This is a genomic window from Lapidilactobacillus achengensis (assembly GCF_003946655.1).
Classification (GTDB): Bacteria; Bacillota; Bacilli; order Lactobacillales; family Lactobacillaceae; genus Lapidilactobacillus; species Lapidilactobacillus achengensis.
The window spans coordinates 159,609-177,576 of sequence record NZ_RHOV01000004.1; the positions used below are offsets into that span (position 1 = coordinate 159,609).

At 50.5% G+C, this 17,968-nt stretch carries 16 protein-coding genes; 5 read left to right on the forward strand and 11 right to left on the reverse strand.

The annotated features are described in order from the left end of the window. The first annotated feature begins 15 nt into the window (after positions 1–15). Complete coding sequence (rbsK, locus tag EKM94_RS03925; RefSeq protein ID WP_125597793.1) at positions 16–951, forward strand: ribokinase; 936 nt, start codon at positions 16–18, stop codon at positions 949–951. Positions 952–1,243: 292 nt separating this feature from the next. Here rbsK and EKM94_RS03930 read toward each other — a convergent pair whose 3' ends face one another. After that, positions 1,244–1,846 (reverse strand): WxL domain-containing protein, encoded by a 603-nt coding sequence (locus tag EKM94_RS03930; protein ID WP_125597796.1) that lies wholly within the window; start codon positions 1,844–1,846, stop codon positions 1,244–1,246. Positions 1,847–1,878: 32 nt separating this feature from the next. Between EKM94_RS03930 and EKM94_RS03935 the strand changes: the two genes are divergently transcribed. Continuing rightward, entirely contained in the window at positions 1,879–2,106 is a 228-nt protein-coding gene (locus EKM94_RS03935; RefSeq protein ID WP_125597799.1) for a hypothetical protein, read from the forward strand. A gap of 37 nt (positions 2,107–2,143) precedes the next feature. Here EKM94_RS03935 and EKM94_RS03940 read toward each other — a convergent pair whose 3' ends face one another. The 10 genes from EKM94_RS03940 to EKM94_RS03985 form a co-directional block, all read right to left on the reverse strand. After that, positions 2,144–4,378 (reverse strand): L-type lectin family protein, encoded by a 2,235-nt coding sequence (locus EKM94_RS03940; RefSeq protein ID WP_125597802.1) that lies wholly within the window; start codon positions 4,376–4,378, stop codon positions 2,144–2,146. Between the two features lie 509 nt (positions 4,379–4,887). Beyond that, positions 4,888–5,565, reverse strand: coding sequence for a WxL domain-containing protein (locus EKM94_RS03945; RefSeq protein ID WP_125597805.1), 678 nt, complete (start codon positions 5,563–5,565; stop codon positions 4,888–4,890). A 736-nt stretch (positions 5,566–6,301) separates the two neighbouring features. Then, on the reverse strand, positions 6,302–8,584 hold the full coding sequence (locus EKM94_RS03950) for a WxL domain-containing protein (RefSeq protein WP_125597808.1): 2,283 nt from the start codon (positions 8,582–8,584) through the stop codon (positions 6,302–6,304). A 19-nt stretch (positions 8,585–8,603) separates the two neighbouring features. Continuing rightward, on the reverse strand, positions 8,604–9,170 hold the full coding sequence (locus tag EKM94_RS03955; RefSeq protein ID WP_125597811.1) for a DUF3324 domain-containing protein: 567 nt from the start codon (positions 9,168–9,170) through the stop codon (positions 8,604–8,606). Then, positions 9,167–9,670, reverse strand: a complete 504-nt coding sequence (locus tag EKM94_RS03960; protein WP_125597814.1) for a DUF916 domain-containing protein — start codon at positions 9,668–9,670, stop codon at positions 9,167–9,169. The genes EKM94_RS03955 and EKM94_RS03960 overlap by 4 nt, the downstream gene beginning before the upstream one ends. A 95-nt stretch (positions 9,671–9,765) precedes the next feature. After that, complete coding sequence (locus EKM94_RS03965) at positions 9,766–10,449, reverse strand: WxL domain-containing protein (RefSeq protein WP_125597817.1); 684 nt, start codon at positions 10,447–10,449, stop codon at positions 9,766–9,768. A 48-nt stretch (positions 10,450–10,497) separates the two neighbouring features. Further along, positions 10,498–11,097 carry a WxL domain-containing protein gene (locus EKM94_RS03970; RefSeq protein WP_164511094.1) on the reverse strand — a complete coding sequence of 200 codons (600 nt, stop codon included), beginning with the start codon at positions 11,095–11,097 and terminating at the stop codon, positions 10,498–10,500. Between the two features lie 101 nt (positions 11,098–11,198). Continuing rightward, on the reverse strand, positions 11,199–11,789 hold the full coding sequence (locus EKM94_RS03975) for a WxL domain-containing protein (RefSeq protein WP_125597823.1): 591 nt from the start codon (positions 11,787–11,789) through the stop codon (positions 11,199–11,201). Between the two features lie 15 nt (positions 11,790–11,804). Continuing rightward, on the reverse strand, positions 11,805–12,251 hold the full coding sequence (locus EKM94_RS12610; RefSeq protein WP_125597826.1) for a hypothetical protein: 447 nt from the start codon (positions 12,249–12,251) through the stop codon (positions 11,805–11,807). A 343-nt stretch (positions 12,252–12,594) separates the two neighbouring features. After that, entirely contained in the window at positions 12,595–13,587 is a 993-nt protein-coding gene (locus EKM94_RS03985) for a LacI family DNA-binding transcriptional regulator (RefSeq protein WP_125597829.1), read from the reverse strand. Between the two features lie 386 nt (positions 13,588–13,973). On the opposite strand from EKM94_RS03985, the gene galE reads away from it, so the two are divergent. The 3 genes from galE to galT all read left to right on the forward strand — a co-directional run bounded on the left by galE (position 13,974) and on the right by galT (position 17,760). Beyond that, on the forward strand, positions 13,974–14,966 hold the full coding sequence (gene galE / locus EKM94_RS03990; protein WP_125597832.1) for a UDP-glucose 4-epimerase GalE: 993 nt from the start codon (positions 13,974–13,976) through the stop codon (positions 14,964–14,966). Positions 14,967–14,996: 30 nt separating this feature from the next. Further along, on the forward strand, positions 14,997–16,184 hold the full coding sequence (locus EKM94_RS03995) for a galactokinase (RefSeq protein ID WP_125597835.1): 1,188 nt from the start codon (positions 14,997–14,999) through the stop codon (positions 16,182–16,184). A 73-nt stretch (positions 16,185–16,257) separates the two neighbouring features. Next, a complete protein-coding gene (gene galT, locus EKM94_RS04000) occupies positions 16,258–17,760 on the forward strand; it encodes a UDP-glucose--hexose-1-phosphate uridylyltransferase (RefSeq protein WP_125597838.1) in 1,503 nt (500 codons plus the stop codon). The last annotated feature ends 208 nt before the right edge of the window (positions 17,761–17,968 follow it).

Below are 17,968 nucleotides of genomic sequence, written 5' to 3' on the forward strand. Positions count from 1 at the left end.
TGGCGGGAATATTATATGACAAACAATATCGTAATTTTAGGCAGTATCAACGTTGATCGGATCCTGCACATTGCCCAATTGCCGCAGCCAGGGGAAACGATCAAGATGACCCAGCTGGACTTGGCCGCTGGTGGTAAAGGCGCCAATCAGGCGGTGGCGGCGGCGCGGTCGGGCGCGGCGACGACCTTTATTGGCGCGGTCGGGACTGACGCTGAGGGGCGGATGATGCATGAGCAGCTGGTGGCCAATGGAATCAATGTTGATCACGTGGCCCAAGTGGCGGATATGGTGACCGGGCAGGCTTATATTTTGTTGCAGGCTGGTGGTCAGAATTCGATCATTATCAACGCCGGGGCCAATGCGCTGGTTTCACCAGCGTTGGTGGCGCAAAGCGAGGCGGTTTTTGAACAGGCGGATTTCGTGATCACGCAGTTCGAAACGCCAGTAGCGGCGGCGCTGGCGGCGTTTGACAGCGCTCGCGATCATGGGGTGACCACGATCTTGAACCCGGCGCCCGCCAGCGACCAGCCACAAGATGACTTGTTGCGCTTGACCGATGTGATTGCGCCCAATGAAACGGAAAGCGCCCGCTTGACCGGCATCAAAATCACCGATGCCGCGTCGTTGACGGCCAGCGCGGCTTATTTCCATCAGCGCGGCGTCAAAGCGGTGATCATTACGCTAGGCGAGCAAGGTTCCTTCCTATCTTATGCTGGTCAAGAGCAGCGGGTGCCGGCATTTAGAGTCGACGCTGTGGATACGACGGCAGCTGGGGATACGTTTATTGGCGCGATGGTCTCGCAACTGCGGCCAGATCTAAGCAATTTGGTGGCGGCGATGACTTATGCCAGCAAGGCGTCCGCGCTGACCGTGCAGAAGCTGGGCGCGTTTCCATCGATCCCCACCGAAAAAGCAATCCAGTCGTTTGGTCAATCGGCTCAACAGCGCTAGTCGTGCCAATTAGTGCCAATTAAAGAGTCGCATACTTGGCACGCGATAAAAGTTGAATCTAATCACACTGATTCAAGCACATCAAAAAAATCTTCCGTCCAGCTCAGCGTGTTGCTATTGACGCTTGAGATTGAGGACAGAAGATTTTTTGTTCTTGGTCAACTGGTGTTGAAAGATAGTTCTTATCTTCGAAGATTTCTCAGTAATGGGGAATCCTTTTTATTCGGTAATTGAAGCCGTTAAACTATTTGAAGTGTTTAAAACGTTCGAGCAGCTGCTTGGCGGCTAGAATTTACTTGCCGTTGGGCGCTGCGGCCAAGGTCCAGGTGATGGCTGCGGCGTATGCGCCGGCGGTGGCGTTGGCTGGCAATTCCAGCGTGGCGCCGTCGCCAGCATAGTTGGCGTTGAAGGTCCCGATTGCCTTGTCGTCAGTCGCGTAGAAAATATTCGCGGCGGAATCGTTCAGTTCAAAGCTCGCAGGTGCGCTGACGGTGCTGTTGGCCGCCAAGGCGTCTTCGCTACTTTCGCCGTGCAATTTCGGGGTGCCCAAGCCCAGTTGCGCGCCGACCAAAACTTTCTCGCCGTCCTTGAATTCGCTTCGCGCGGCTGAAACAGACCAGCCTTCTGGCAGGACGACCCCAGCGTTGACCACTTGCAGTGTGGGCGTAACTTTAGTTGAGTTGACGGTTTGTTTCTTGCCAGTGATTTCGGTCTCATCGAAGAAAATATCTGGCGCTTGCGTTAATTGCAGTCCAACGGCGTTTTCCTTCAAGTTGATGCTGGCAGTGGTTTCAGACTTTTGCGGCTCAACTTCAGCGCGGGCCGTCGTCACACTGGTTGTGAAAATACCTAAAGTTAATGCGGCTAATAAGGTGATCGTTTTCGTAGCTTTCATGTTTTCCTCCTCAGGAATCTTAAAGAAATGTGTTGTTTGGTCGCAATCGACGCCGCAAAATCGGCAAACGCTACTGGTTACACGCCAGCGTGGTCAGCAAAGATCTTGACGCCGCGCCGATCAGCGATAATAAGATATTATGGGTGTTCGCGGCTGGCTACAAGAACTTGTATCTGGGAAAGCTGATTGCCAGTTCTTGCCTAGTGGGAAAGCTGATTGCCAGTTCTTATTTAGTGGGAATTACGCCGGGCCGCGACTAGTGGAAATTTACAGTCGAAATTTCGGCAGACGATCAGTTTAGGAATCCTGACTCGGATCATCTTGTAAGGTCCAAATGATCTGACCAGAATAGTTGCCCGCAACTGCATTGGCACGTAATTTCAGCAGAATGCCTTCATCATTCTGCCAACGGTCGGTGGCAATACTGGTGCTGTCGCGCAGATCAGTGATGTTCTTTTCGGCAACGATCAGCGGGGCGGTCAAGCTTTGTTGGTCTGAGCCTTCCACATAGACCATTTCCCCGGCCAAAATCCGGCCATCTGCCTGTTTCAAAGGTGTCGCTTGCGCCAGTAGCTGCCACCCGGTCGGCCGGTCCCCATGTTGGCGATCATCGAAAACTTCGATTTCCCAAGCCGACCGCCGAGAGATCAATTGTTTGTTTCCAGTGACTTGGGCGTCCGCGAAGGCGACATTTTCCGCGATCGTCCCGAACCGCAATTGCCCGGACATCAGAATGATCTTGATTGTTTTAACATTGCTGTGATTGGCGTATTTGTCCACCAAACAATAAGTGAACTCATTGACTCCTGGGCGCAACTGACTGGTGTTCAGCGCTTCATTGGCTAACTGGAAGCGGCCGTTTTGTTGGGACATGGCGCTGACCGGCTCGTAGGAAAGAAGTTGGCCATTCAAGGTGCGCTTGATCGCGAAATCGCTGTTTTCGATGGCAAGCGGTTCCTTGGGCGCGGTGGCCGTCGTATAACTGAACTCACCGTGAATCTTCGGCAGGGGGTCATTCTGAGAAACGTAGTACTCGAGGGCGGCATCATCGGTGGTTGTGATCAAACGTTTGGGATTCAGATCATAACGTGGCGTGGCGGTGTTCAACCGCAAGTGAGGCGTGTTGAACGCTGCTAACGCCGGTGCGACCGAGAAACCACTGTTGTGCAGATCGGCTTGGAGTTTGACCTTGATCGCCACTTGGTAATTATCTGGCGTCAAGGGTTCAACCAAGTGAAAAGCTAACCATTGCTCGCCAGTTTTCGGCTCTTTGTGCAGCCATTGGGCGTTAAGCGGGCGGGTTTTACCATTGGCGTGCCTGATCTCGCCTCCGGAAAGAAAATGTGTCTGTTTGGGCAGATCGATGTTGATGTCGATCTGTTCCCAAGGCAACAAACTGGGTAGGTAATCCAGACGATAGGTCGCCGTCAACAAATCACCAGTGTGCACAGATGTGTTGTTGCGAACTTGTTCCTGACGTGTCTCGTTGAACAACTCATTACGGACGAACCCGCGGACGCCGCCAGGTACACGATCAAGAATCAATTCGGTCCGCTCGTAATTATTGGACGAGGTGGTCGCGGTGAAGCCCCAACGCACGCGGCCATTGCCACTGGCGAACACTGACTGATCTAGGGGCACGGCCTGACTTTTGAACGAGGGTTTTAGCGCCCCGGTTTGCGGATCGCGGTCATCCCAGGAAAAGGTCATCATCTGCGTTTCTGGATCCCAGATCAGACTGACATGTTGCCAATCGGGACTGGTCAGATTCGGCTTCTCTACCAAGAGATTGCCATGGTTCATCGTGTAATAATACTGATTGGCTGAAAACCAGGGCCGATAGATCCGTTGTAGATAAGTCTCCTGACGACTGGGATAATTGGCGGCAATATGGTGCGAGCGACTACTTCCCGCAGTTCCCAAGTCAAAAGAATTACCCTTGCCCGGCGCGCCCGACCCGTTGGCTAGATTACCATGACTATCAAACTCTAAGGCCCAACTCCGCTGGATCGCCGATAAGGCCAACAACTGCGGATCCGTCTGGTTACTCGCCAGATCGGCGGCCCACACGCCCAAACTCTCACCACCAAGGACCGGCTTATTCATGAAGCTGGTGATCGCCCGACTGCCGCGCGTATCGTTCTGAAGCACAAAGGCGAAACCTTCGCCGGGATAATTGGAGTAGTTCGTGTTCCGCATCCAAAAGCCTAAATGCGTTTCCCGGTTAAGATCGAAGTAGGCGCCATCAGCAGCCCAGACCGCCCCGGTTTGTTGCGTGCCACTGGTCAAGGTGATCAGGCTCGTATTATCCGGCCGCGCCGTGACCCGGGCACTGTTGCTGCTGAAAGTTCGCGCGCTACCACTGATCAAGATTCGACTGAGATCGGTCCCGACTGGCATTGTTGGCGCAAACGCTCTTTCAGCGCCGAGCACCACGCGCTCCGGCAGCGATCGTAAGAGCAAGAGTCCCCAAAGCACCAGGATCAAGATGAAGCCCAGCAGCCAAGAGCGCCGTTGATTTTTTTTGAACATGACCGACATCTCCTTTCAATCTTTCATCGTCATCAGCACGGCTACTATTTCAGCAGCAATTGAAATTATACATAATCGGACTAGACCTGTAAATAATTTTGCAGTAAATATTTTTTCTGCTTGATGAGTTATAGTTATCTAAAAAGCGTCTATATCAAGCTATTCGGGCGGACACCATTAGCAATCAGCTTAGAGAACGGCAATTTGCTAATGAGAAATTAAGCTAATAATTATCCAAATAATATGCAAATACTGAGACTGGTTTGTCCCGCAGATCAGCCAAAAGGGAAGATGACTTTGTGTGATTGTGTTAGGCGGCGATTGCGCGCCGAATTTAGAAACCGGCAGGCTGGAAAACCGGACACCAAAAAAGCAGCGCTCATCCGAACGCTGCTTTAATATGGGTTATGCTATTTTAATGACGATTCGTGCTTGTCTAAGTTATGGGAGTAACAAAACGCAGCCGAGAACCGCCAGTTAAAAACAAATTAGGTTGCTTATGCGCCGGGTTATTCAACGAGTGTTTGAGTCGGGTTGGACTCTTCTTCGACGCCATTCTCATCGCCAGCAGGTGCTGTCTCTGGCTCTGATCCATCAGGAGCGTTACTCAAGCTCCAGTTCATCGTCGCACTGTAATTGCCAGGTGTTGCGGTTGAAGGAATGGCCAGCGTAATCACTTTTTCGTTGTTGTAGGTCGCCGTATAGGTTCCGATACCTGATCCAGCGATAGCTGTGAAAATTGGTGCCAGATCGCCGGTGAAGGTAAATGAATCTGGTGCGGTGACGCCAGCGTTGGCGTCTGCCGATTCCTCAGCGTTGGCGATGGCTGGCTTCCCAAATGTAAGCAGCGCGCCCTTCAATTCCTTGGCTGTTTCGCCCTCCGCTGGAGTGGTCGTAAATGGTGTGATTGAAGTGAAAACCGTCCAACCATCAGCTAAACCCGGGTTTACCACAGTGATTGGATCCGCTGTGTTTGCTGGAAGGTCCAGCGCCTTACCAGTCAGAGGCCATGTACCGAAATCCAAACTTGGCGCTGTTGTTAACTGAACGCCACCACCAACTATGAGTTCAACTCCCGCTGTAGTCGTGTTTTTCTCATCAGTAAGATCGTCTGCTTTGACGACACCAACGGAAACAGTACCTAATGCTAATACGGTTAAAAGAGCTATTGCTTTATTGAATTTCATTTTTGAATCCCCCTATTTTCTTGTCCTATACCTTACGAATAAAAAAATTTAGTTGTCGGTCCGAACGCTCACGATTTGATTTCCCCGATGATCTCATGGTGTGAAAATGATCGAAACCAACTAACTTTCCAAAAACGATGATTGCTGTTTCTTAACTATCTATACCATATCATATAACTTTAGAAAATGCACGTAAAAAAGTCATAATTAGTTCACTTTTTGCAAAAAATTTTTATTCAAAACTGATGCCCGGGTAATTGTGTCCTAAATACGAATTAAGTGTGAACTATATATGATTAGTGCTGATACTATGGTCAATGAATCGATTTCTTCGTAACAAAATCGTATACATAAATTAAGACATTTACGTATATTTTTTTATCTCAGTATTCATTGATCGATTTCGACTTCGACAAGGGGCTATTTCGTGAACGGACACTCAGACTGCCAACCAATTTCACAGATGATCAGTTGCGCGCTCACGGTAAGCCGACCCATTTGGACGCAGAGTAGGAGCCACTCACTTTTTCAAATTTAAAAAACCAGCACAGAGGATGGCTTCTCTGTGCTGGTACGAAGTGCTGTGAGTCAGACTCAGAATGGGTCTGGCAATAGGTTGTGATTGCATTGCGAGATCGTACGTTGTGGTTGCAAGTTGTCATCGAAGTTGGACTTGAAAGCCATGGTTGAGGTCCGTGCGCACAAGTTCTGCTAGCAACCTCAACTTCGGTAGCAATTAACTCGGCCCATCTGTAAGCGTCCAAGTGATCACACTCTGATAGCTGCCACCGACAGCGCTGGAGCTGATTCGTGCTTTGATCCCAGTGGCTTCAGTCCAAGCATCGGTAATGTTGGTCGTTTCTTCTTTGACCAAATTGGTCGATGCTTTTTTCGCGGCGATCGGCATGGGCTGATTGGGATCAGTTGGTAATAGTTCCTCGGAGGTGCCATCACGGCTGAAAACCAAACTGCCAGCAGTCGTATTCACTGTTTTACTGACTGGGGTGAGCGGTGACGCGGCGGCGCTTAGTTGCCAGCCGGAGCCTGTGCCACGGGTGTCGTGAACTGTGACGCCCCAATCGTCATTCCGACCGATCAGCATGGTCGCTCCGGTCAACTGCGATTGGGTAAAGGAACTGTTCTTCTCGACGAGCAGCTCGAGGATGCCAGTAACTTGCACCAGGATATCTTCGGACATGGCGGTATGACCAGTTTTATCGGTGACTTTGACCTTCAGGGTATAATTCCCCGTATTATCAGAGAATTTGTCTGGGAAGGCTAGGGTGAATAGCCCATCCTGAGCGGCGCTTCCATTGGTCCAAGTCGACGTTAGTTGCTGCGTGTCACTGGCGTTATTGTTATTGGTCAAGGTTGCGGTCACGGTGAAGTTACTATTGGTAGCCACCATCGGTTTACCGGCAGCGTCATTGTAGTGGGTCACAAACTTCGGGACCGGGGTTGCAGCGCCTTGCTTGATCGCAATCGGGTCATTCTGATTTGTGACTTCTTGACGAGTGACCACCAAAGGCTTGTTGTCCAAAATCGTGAATTGCGGCGAAGTGGCATTGGTCACCAAGTAGGAACCGGCAAATTGGCTTGTTTGGCTAGCGACCGTGATTGCTTTGGTGGTCGCGTTGATCGCCGGACCGGCCAAAACGATCTTAGCCCAAGGATTGTCAGCGGTCAGTGGGTGATCCAGCTCAATTTTGTAAAGATCATCGACGGTCTCAACCTCCTTGAGCACTTGATCGGGAAGATTGGGATCCGCGTAAACAATTTTACCAGCGTCAGCAATCAGATCAACGATTTCGTCATCAGGTAATTTCAGCGAGCCAATAATATCTGCCCAATCCTGGTTGCCGCCGGTGCGATTTAGGGTAAACGTATATTCCAACCGGTCGCCAGGCGTGACTCTGGAGCCAGTAATTACCGCGCTTTGTTGCGTTAGGTTTCTGATGGTCACGGCAGCATTACCTTCGACCAAGTTTGGAATTGATTCGAAGATCACCATGCTGTTTTGAAAGTTATTGGGACCCGTGGAGCCGGTGAAACCCCAAGTGACTGCCCTAATGTCCTTGCCGAACACTTCATCGAGTGGAAATTCAGTAGTCGTAGCCTTTTCACCTGTTCTAGGGCTTCCGTCGGTGGGGTTTTTATCATTGAAAGTATATGTCATCTTCTTTGTACCGGCATTCCAATCCAAGGTGAGATGATACCAGTTTCCGGATGAGAACATAGTAGAGGTGATGTTATTAAGAACACTAAAATGAGTCTGGGTCATGATGTCAATGGAACTCGACCCTGGCCAGATCGTCGTGTAAGTGAGGGTCTCAGGAGTATGGGACGAAGGTCCTTGCGCTGGCCAGTTATAGGCAATATGAGGAGTCTTTATATTTGGTTTACTGATTCTGTCCTTGTAGTAATCAAAGGATGAACCTTTATCAAATTTGAGGCCAACAAGTGAGTAAACTGGATTATTCGCATTATTCACATAACTATCAAATTCCAAAGCCCAACTATGCTGAATGGCGGAATCTTTCGTAGTTTTTTGACTGCCATCATTCTTATCTTCACCATAGACACCAAGCGATTGTCCCTGATTACTACTGCTGATGGCGCCAGTACCCCTGGCATCGTTTTGGAGTACCAAGGCCATTCCGTCTGCCGGGGCTGCTTGCGTGCCGAAGTTTAACCACATGGTGGCGGTTTGATCTTTGGTGAGGTCAAACTTATTTATTGCGGTTGACCAGACCGCACCTTTTTGTTTTTTGGCATCTGTGATTTGAACCACGTCGGTGTTGGGTACGGTGGTTTTGCCACTTAATATTTTGGCACTGTTTTCGGAGAAGGTTCCGGGAACAAATAAGTTATCGAGTTTGATGCCTTGTGGTGCCGTAGTAAATGCGTCCGCCTGCACGATCCGCCCGGTTGCCCCCCATGGCAAGGCGCCAGCGAGGAGCGCGGCGCTGGTGATCAGTGTGAGTAGGCGGTGGGTTAGTTTGTTGTGAAGTCGTTTCAAGCTGATCCCCCCTCATCGGCTATTTCGGCTCTGTCTTGTTTGTTGGTTCTTCGTCGTCTTTCTTCTTGCGCCGGAGCAGCAGGATGATCAAGAAGACGAGCAGTAGGATAATGACCACGCCGATCAGGATCAGCCAGATGGTGTAATTTGGCTTGGCTGGTTCATCGACGGATTCCTTGTTGAGTTTATTCGCTTCGCTATCAGTGACCACGAAGTCTTTCTTGAAGTTCCATTTGTACTTCTTGTTGTCGGCGGTTGCCTTCAAATATAAGGTGTATTTGCCAGGTTCTAGGCGGTAGCTTTCGTTGCCGATCGGTAAGGTGAAGTTACTGTTAGGTGCCATCGCCATGCCGTCTTTCTTCATGGTGACGTATTTCTTCTTTTGACCGCGCTTGGTGATGTAGGTGTCGACCGCGAAATCCCTCATGATCGTGGCGCGGTTATTTTGCAAGGTGGCGGTGATGTAATTGCGATAGTTGAATTGTTTCGGACTGACTTTCAATAGGTGTAGATCTGGTTTGACTGCCGTTTGGTCGCTATGCAATTGCAGACCGATCACGTAAGCGAATTGGTTGGTAATGGTCACGCCTTTCTGCTTTCGCTTTGTTCAGCGGTTTTCTGGGCGATGCGGATGCCACCAAGGATCACGCCGGAGAAAGTTTCCGCCGGGCTTTTCAACTTGATTGCAACGGTGGCCGAAGATTTGGCCGGGACCGTGACATTTTGCTTCGCCGAGACCAGATCCTCAATATTGTGTTTCAAGGATTTATCCGGCTTGGCGCCGTGGTTGCTATAGTCGATCACGCCATTGCGGTTGGTGCCGGCGCGGTTGGTTTCCACGGTGTAGTCGTGGGCCTGGCTATCCTGATTGTTGATCCGCACTTGCAACGTTTGCTCCGTGTCTGGCTTGACCAGCAAATCGAAATAAGTGACCTTGCTGTTGGGCATTTGGTTGTTCGGCAAGATCGCGCCCACGTTGTACTTCAAGCTCTCCGCCCGCGCCGTTGATGGGTGCTGCCCCGCGATTCCCATCATTGCTGCCAAGGCCAGCCCTAGGCCGAGCCAAAATTTGTTCAACTTCTTCATTGCAATTCCTCACATTCCCCGAGTGATTGATGTTCAACCTTTAATTTACCATAAAAAACGCAAAGTACCAGTGACGGCCACTTTGCGCTAGCAGATCAATTTGGCGCGTCTAATAACGACCAGTTCAAAGTGCCCACGTAATGATCGCTGGCGACTTTTGCTGGTAGCGCCAAGGTTAATTTCGCCGGTGTCGTGGCGTCATTCCCTAAGCCTAGAACCCAAATACCTCGTCCCTGTTGCGAGCTGGCTCGCACTAAGTTGACATAGTCACCAAGATAGATCTGGTCCGTGACTAACTGAGGCGCCGGACTAACATTATCGCTGGTGGTTTTCAACGTCGTTAGACCTTTGAAGTCCAATAATCCACTTTGCAAGATTGCGCCGGTTTGTTGACCGACGAGAAATTCTGGCTTCAGTTGCAGCACCCAGCCAGTTCCGCTGCCGCGTTGATCGGTGACCTGCACCATGGCCTTGGCATTCAAGAGCTGAGCGCTGACCTTGTTCGCGGCGGTTTGTTTGGCGAAATGTAAATTACTGGCATAATCCAGCGACAAAACTTCCGTGGAACCCGTGCCCTGATTAGCGGGATCTAGCTCATCGCCAGGGTAGGGCAGATCAGGATCTTGCGGATCGCGGGGCGCGACCGGATCGGTCGTGGCCTCGCTGATCAACGGAATCTTGGCCTCGCCGGTCAAGGTATCACCTTGGACCGAACGGCCATTAACCAGGAGAGCTGCCAACAAACCCAGTAAGATCAAGTCGTTCCAACGTTTGCGCATCGGCCACGCCCCCTTTCAAGCTTGCTTGGAACACTAGCGATGGGTTGATTATGGTTGTGGTAGCGGATTTGGAACATCGGTCAAGGTCCAAGTTAGCTCTGCTTTATACTCACCTGCGACGTTGTTCGCGGGAATCTCTAATTTAGCGGTGATTTCATCCGTATTGATCCCGATTCCGGCACCAGCTGGCGCGTAGAAAACAGATTTTGCGGCATCGTTGATCACGCCAGTTGCGGCTACCGCAGTATTCGCGCCGCCGCCACTATTATCAGCTGGTGTAGCCGCGGTAAAGGTTAGCACAGGACCGACTAATTTAGTCGTCGGTGTCGTCACGTCAGCGAATTCGCTGATCGCGACGGTGACCCCCCAACCAGCGGCGCCGCCACGGTTGGTGACTTGTAATAATGGGTCGCCAACAATATCAGCGACAGTGATTGGTTTACCGGTGATCATTTGTGTCCCAAAATCGAAATATGGGACCGTGTCCAGCGTGATCTGGCTATCGCCTCCAGTATCATCGAACGTCAATGTAGTATTCGCCGTTGATGTTTTTGGCGATGTGTCTTCAGCGCTTACCAATGTGCTGGCACTAAACGACAAAGCAAGCATAAGCGTGCTGAGTGTCGTCAATGTTTTATTAAATTTCATGATGCTTCCCTCCATAATTCGTGCGTCCAGTCGTCATCAGCCGCGACACTCCCCTAAGCGTCGTGACCGGCTGAATCATAAAAAAATGGTCTGATGTTGCCTTAATTCGGTGAACTTTCTAAAGTCCACGTGAGTTCCGCGGTATAATCACCTGCTAGATTTCCTGGTGGAATGGTCAGTTGCACCTGTTCCAGTGGATGATCCAATTGGAAAACGCCAATACCAGAATTGACCTCCGCGCTCAAAATCACGGAATCCGCCTGATTAACGGTGACCGCTTGACTAGTTGGATTGCGAGTAATGTCGTTGTTTGGTGTGACCGTACCCGCGCCTAAAGCTAATGACGCGCCTTTCAAAGTTTGCGGCGTTGGCGCCGCTGTTTGGAAATCACTGGCGCGGACTTTTACTTGCCAGCCCACTGGAACCCCTGGGTTTTCCACGATCAAGGCACCCTTGACCTCGTGGGCTTGGTAGGTGGCGCCCAGGGAGCTGAGTTTCTGTGCTTCGAAATCATAATCGGGCACTTGGCGCAAAATAATTGTGGCATTGGGATCCAAGTAGAGACCGATCGTCGCCGTTGAGATACCCGATTGGCCGTCCGGAGCCACTTCTGCTAGAACACTGGCGCTGCTTTGGAGACCGAGCCCTAACAAGAGCGCGCCAGTCCAAACAATTAGTTTATTTGCATGCATGTCGATCCCCCCTGTTCATCGTTCGGGGTGGCGACGTTGACGAAGTTCGCGGTCAATGATAATCAGCAACAAAACAATCAAAATCATTCCCCAAAACAAAACTGCTCGTTGGCGTTGCTCACTGGTCTGCGGCAAAATAATGTCGATCCAATCATTCTGACCACTGGTATCGTCCTGATCGTTGGCGCCAGGCTGACTAGGGTCGGCTGGGTCGCTGGGATCAGACGGATCAGATGGGTCGGCTGGATCAGACGGGTCAGATGGATCGGATGGATCACCGGGATCGGACGGATCTGTTGGATCAGTCGGATCAGTCGGGCCCCCGCCACCTAGATCATCCTTCGCCGTGATTGAAATATCATATTGACTGCTGGTCACGTCAGCTTGGCTAACCTGTCCAGCGCTCGTGAAAATCCCCCAACAAAGAAACAAAAATAAAAGCACAAAATTTCTTTTTCGCACACGACCCCCTCCTACAATGTGCTGAATCCTATTCTATAAATTTACCATATCATAAATTCTCAAAAAATACACGTAAAATTCACTTTTAGTGACTATTCGTAAATTGATTTCGAAAATCGAATTCATGCGGTCATTCCTTGTCCAGTGGTGAATTATTTGTGATGAAAAAGCGCTTTATTGTTTTGCTGAAAGATATTGGTCTGCTTTAATCGATTTTATGCAGTTACCTCGTTGACACCTAATGGATCATAGTAATCGCCCAAACAAAAAACCGGCCACTCCGTGATTCGGAGTGGCCGGTTGCTTGAGTGGACTTTATGCGTGAGTTTTCGTGATCGTTTGTTCAGCGTGAACTAGCGCGCAAGATCAGTTTGGTGCCCACGTTCAAATTGATCGGGGTTTCGCGGTCGGTTTCCAGACGGTCCAGTAACAGTTCGACACTTTTTTGGCCCATTAGTTTCGTGTCAACTTGGACGGAACTGACTTGGGGACTGAAATAGCGGGCGATGGTGGTGTCGTTGAAACCGATGATGCTCACGCGTTCAGGCACGCTGATCTGGGCTTCTTGGAGCGCATGAAGGGCGCCGATCGCCAGGGCGTCATTGGCCGCGAAGAAGGCGTGGGGGAGTTGCGGCCCCAGTTCGGTGATCGCCTTTTGCATCAACTTGTGTCCAGATTCAACGCTAAAAGGCCCCGTCAACACGAAATCGGGGCGCAGTAGCTTGTGGTCGCGCATGATATTGCGGAAAGTGTTCAAGCGTTGATCGGTCAGCTTCAATTGATGATCACTGGTCAATTCTTCACCGGCGATCATCCCAATATCCTTAATGTCCAGCGCCAGAAAATGTTCGATGATTTTCTTGACGGGGTAATGGAGGTTGGGGGTGACGCTGTCGAAACCGAAATTCAAGGTGTTGAAGTCCACGAAGATCGTGGTGAGACCAGTCGCTTGAATCGCCGTGATCTGTTTGGGGCTGAACTTCCCGATGGCGATCATGCCAGCGAAATCTTTGGCATTGGGCAAACTCTGCTCCCGGGTGAATTGTTGCACCGCATAGCCAGCCGCCTGGATCTTCTCCTCGGCGCCCAAGCGGATCGACAAATAATAGATATCATTCAGTTCCTCTTGCTCGTTGTACCAGGTCAACAAAGCGATTTTAGGTGGTGCTTTCTCGACGCGCCGTTTCTTCTTGGCATAGTTGAGTGCCTCAGCCGCGGCGAAAACCCGCTTCTTCGTTTCGTCAGTAACGGCCAGATCTTGGTCATAATTCAAGACCCGCGAAACGGTGGCTGGGGAAACATGTGCCCGAACGGCAATATCTTTGATCGTTGCCATATTGTTACCTCTTCAAACTAAATATTCAACTTAATTATATGATTATTTACTAAATTTTTCAAATACTACTTACACCAGGCGGTTGCCAACCCGCCTTTTATTTACTAAATCTTGCGTTGGCGCGGCTCGATGACTGGCCATGTCTCCCGCAAAAAAATTCCGGATCGCTTACTGAGAAAGCTTGCGCAGAATTGTGGCGAACCAGCACGACGATCACTGGCGCGAAGTCAACGGGTGGTTGCGTTGGGACTTGCTTGGCTGTCAGGCGAAGGACCTGGTGAAAAGGCGGGATTTTGATTGACAGCGAAGGGTGAGAATGGTATAACAAGAGTAAGGATATTTACTAAAAGTATTTTGTTTTACTAAAAAACATGAGGTGATTGATAATGGCAATTATGGTAACTGGTGGAGCTGGCTATATCGGTTCACACACAACGGATCGCTTGATCGAACAGGGACAAGATGTGGTAGTGGTTGACAACCTATTGACCGGACATCGGGCCGCGGTCAATGCGAAGTCTCGCTTCTATGAAGGTGATTTGCGTGATCGGGCTTTCTTGAACCGGGTCTTTGACCAAGAAGAAATCACTGGCGTGGTCCATTTCGCCGCCAATTCATTAGTCGCCGAATCAATGGCACAACCATTGAAATATTTCGACAACAATGATTACGGCTTTATTGTTTTATTGGAAACGATGATCGCTCATGATGTGAAACAACTGGTCTTCTCGTCGACCGCTGCAACGTTCGGTGAAGCGAAGGAAATGCCGATCACCGAAGAAACACCTCAGATCCCCACGAATCCATACGGTGAAAGTAAGCTGGTCATGGAGAAATTCGCCCACTGGGCAGATGTGGCCAACGGGTTGCGCTGGGTGGCCTTGCGCTACTTTAATGTGGCTGGGGCCAAAGCAGATGGCTCGATCGGTGAAGATCACCATCCGGAAACGCACTTGATCCCCATTGTGTTGCAAGTGGCCAGTGGCAAACGGGCTAAGTTACAAATCTTCGGCGGCGACTATCCCACACCAGATGGCACCAACGTTCGTGACTATGTTCATGTCATGGATTTGGCGGACGCTCATATTTTGGCTCTGGATTATTTGCAGGCAGGGCATGAATCCAATGCCTTCAACTTAGGCTCGGCGACCGGGTTCTCCAACTTGGAGATCGTGAAGGCGGCGCGGGCTGTAACCGGCGCACCCATTCCTTACGAAATCGCGGCGCGTCGTCCTGGGGACCCAAGCACCTTGATCGCATCATCAGAGAAAGCGCGGAAAGTGTTGCACTGGGCGCCGAAATACGATGACATTGAGAAAATCATTGCGACGGCCTGGACTTGGACGCAAAGTCATCCAGAAGGCTACGCCGATAAATAGTGGGGTTCTATCCACTCGAGGAGAATAAGAATGAAATTATCAGAGATCAATCAAGATTTTACCCGTGTTTTCAGCACGGAGGCTGCGGCCAATTACTTCGCGCCCGGCCGCATCAATTTGATCGGCGAGCATACTGACTATAATGGCGGTCATGTATTCCCGGCGGCGATCAGCTTAGGCACCTACGCGGCAGTGGCACCCCGGACTGATCGGACCTTGCACCTTTACTCCGCGAATTTCAAACAAGAGGCCGTTCGGGTCATTGATTTGGGCAACTTGGCTTTTGCGAAGGCTGATGGTTGGACCAACTTTGTTAAAGGTGAATTTGCCCTGTTAACACAGGCAGGACACACGTTTGCGCATGGCTTGGATATTTACTTCTATGGTAATTTGCCCGCGGCTTCTGGTTTGTCATCTTCCAGCTCGATCGAGTTATTGACCGGCGCGATCATTAATGATGTTTATCAATTGGGTATTTCCCAACTGGATCTGATCAAGTTAGGTCAACAAGTTGAAAATCAATATATCGGGGTCAATTCCGGCATTATGGATCAATTTGCCATTGGCATGGGCCGGAAAGATCAGGCGATTTTCCTGGACACCAACAGTTTGGCGTACGACTATTACCCCCTGGACTTGCCAGAACAGCGGATCGTCATTATGAATACCAACAAGCCGCGGACGTTGAGCGATAGTAAATACAACCAGCGGCGGGCAGAATGTGAAGCGGCCTTGGCGCAACTGCAACAGGTGGTGGCGATCGACTCGTTAGGCGATTTGGATACGGCCAAGTTCGATGAATATTGTTACGCAATCGACGACGAAGTGCTGTTGAAGCGGGCGCGCCACGCCGTTTGGGAAAACCAGCGGACAGTTCGCGCGGCGCAAGCCTTGAGTCATCATGATTTAGCGGAATTTGGTCGGTTATTGAACGCGTCCCACGTTTCACTGGAATATGATTATGAAGTGACGGGCACTGAATTGGATACTTTGGTCCACACTGCTTGGCAACAACCAGGTGTTTTGGGCGCACGGATGACCGGCGCGGGCTTTGGCGGCTGCGCGATCGCGTTGGTTCAACGTGATCAAATCCCAGCGTTCATTGAGAAGGTCGGGGCCGTTTACGCCGAAACGATCGGTTATGCTGCTAGTTTCTACGTTGCCCAGATCGCCGATGGTCCGCACAAAATCGCACAGGCTGAATTAGTGATCGAATAAAGTGGCCCAGGGTCGGGGGCGAACCCCGATCAGTGTTGAGAATGACTTTGATGGAATGGGAGTTTTGACAGTTATGGCAGAAACAAATTTGATCCCCGCTTTTCTAAACTGGGTCCTCAAATATAATTCACAGTACCAAGACCTAGATCGGGTTTATTTGCAGAACCATATTTTGACCTTGGTTGGTGGCACTGATCCGCAACAGGTCGTGGGCGACGCGGCCGATGAACCGATTGCGTTGGCCAACGGTTTGGTTGATTTCGCGATCAAACGCGGCGCGATCGGGACGACTTTGCCCGAACGGGATATTCTGGTCGCGCAACTGATGGATTTCCTGACGCCACTGCCTAGCGCGGTCAATCAGCGCTTCTGGCAGCTGCACGAACAACAGTCAGCGACGGCGGCGACGCAGTATTTCTATCAACTGTCGACCATCAACGACTATGTCAAAACCGCGCAGATCGCTAAGAACATCAAGTATACCGTCGCGACCGAGTATGGCGATCTGGAGATCACGATCAACTTGTCGAAGCCGGAGAAAGATCCCAAGGCCATCGCCGCCGCTGCCAAAATGGCGCCGGCAACCTATCCCGCCTGTCAATTATGTTTGGAAAACGAGGGTTATCTGGGGCGGTTAGATTACCCAGCGCGCAGCAATCATCGGGTCATTCGCTTCGATATGGCGGGCAAAACCTGGGGCTTCCAGTATTCGCCTTACGCCTATTTCAATGAACATTGCATTTTCTTGGATGGGAAACACGAGCCGATGCATATTTCTCGGCAAACCTTCGCTAACTTGTTCTCGATCATTTCGTTATTCCCCCATTATTTCGCAGGGAGTAATGCGGATCTACCGATCGTCGGTGGGTCGATGTTGAGCCACGAACATTATCAAGGCGGGCGCCACAGTTTCGCCATGGCGCAGGCGCCGGTGGAGCGCTCATTTATTTGGCCGGAGTTTCCCGATGTTGATTTCGGTGTGGTCAAGTGGCCGATGTCGGTCTTGCGTCTTTCAGGAAAGAATCAGGCCAGTCTGATCAACGCTGCCAGCGCGATTTTGGCGGCTTGGCGGCAGTATTCTGATCCGAGCCAGGAAATCAAGGCGCATGACGCGGATGGCACGCAGCACCACACCATCACCCCAATCGCCCGGCAAACCAAGGATGGCGCTTACCAACTGGATCTGGTGTTGCGGGACAATCAAACTTCCGCGCAATATCCCGATGGTATTTTCCATCCCCATCAAGATGTGCAACACATCAAACGGGAAAATATCGGCTTGATCGAAGTGATGGGACTGGCAATCCTGCCGGCGCGCTTATTAACAGAATTGCAAGAAGTGCAGCGTTATCTGCTGGGACAGACCAACGAAATCGCCGCTTACCACCAGGCTTGGGCGGATGAGCTCCAAGCCAAATATGGTGATGATCTGACTGCCGACAACGTGGAACAAATCGTGCGCACAGAAGTTGGCCGCGTGTTCGCGCGCGTGCTGGCCGATGCCGGGGTCTTCAAGCGCACCACCAGTGGCCAAGCCGCTTTCGACCAGTTTATCCAGAGCGTGATCAGTCAATAGATTAGAGAAAATGCAAGAACTCAATAAGTGTACACAAAAACCCACAACGCGTGGAAATCTGGCTCTTTGTCAACTGGTGTTGAAAGATAGTTTTTATTCTTCGAGGATTTCTCAGTAATGAGGAATCTTTTTGTTGTTGTATCGATTAGTTGAATGTGATCAGTGCGAGCATCACTTTATTTGAATTGAGTGTAACCTAAATAAACAT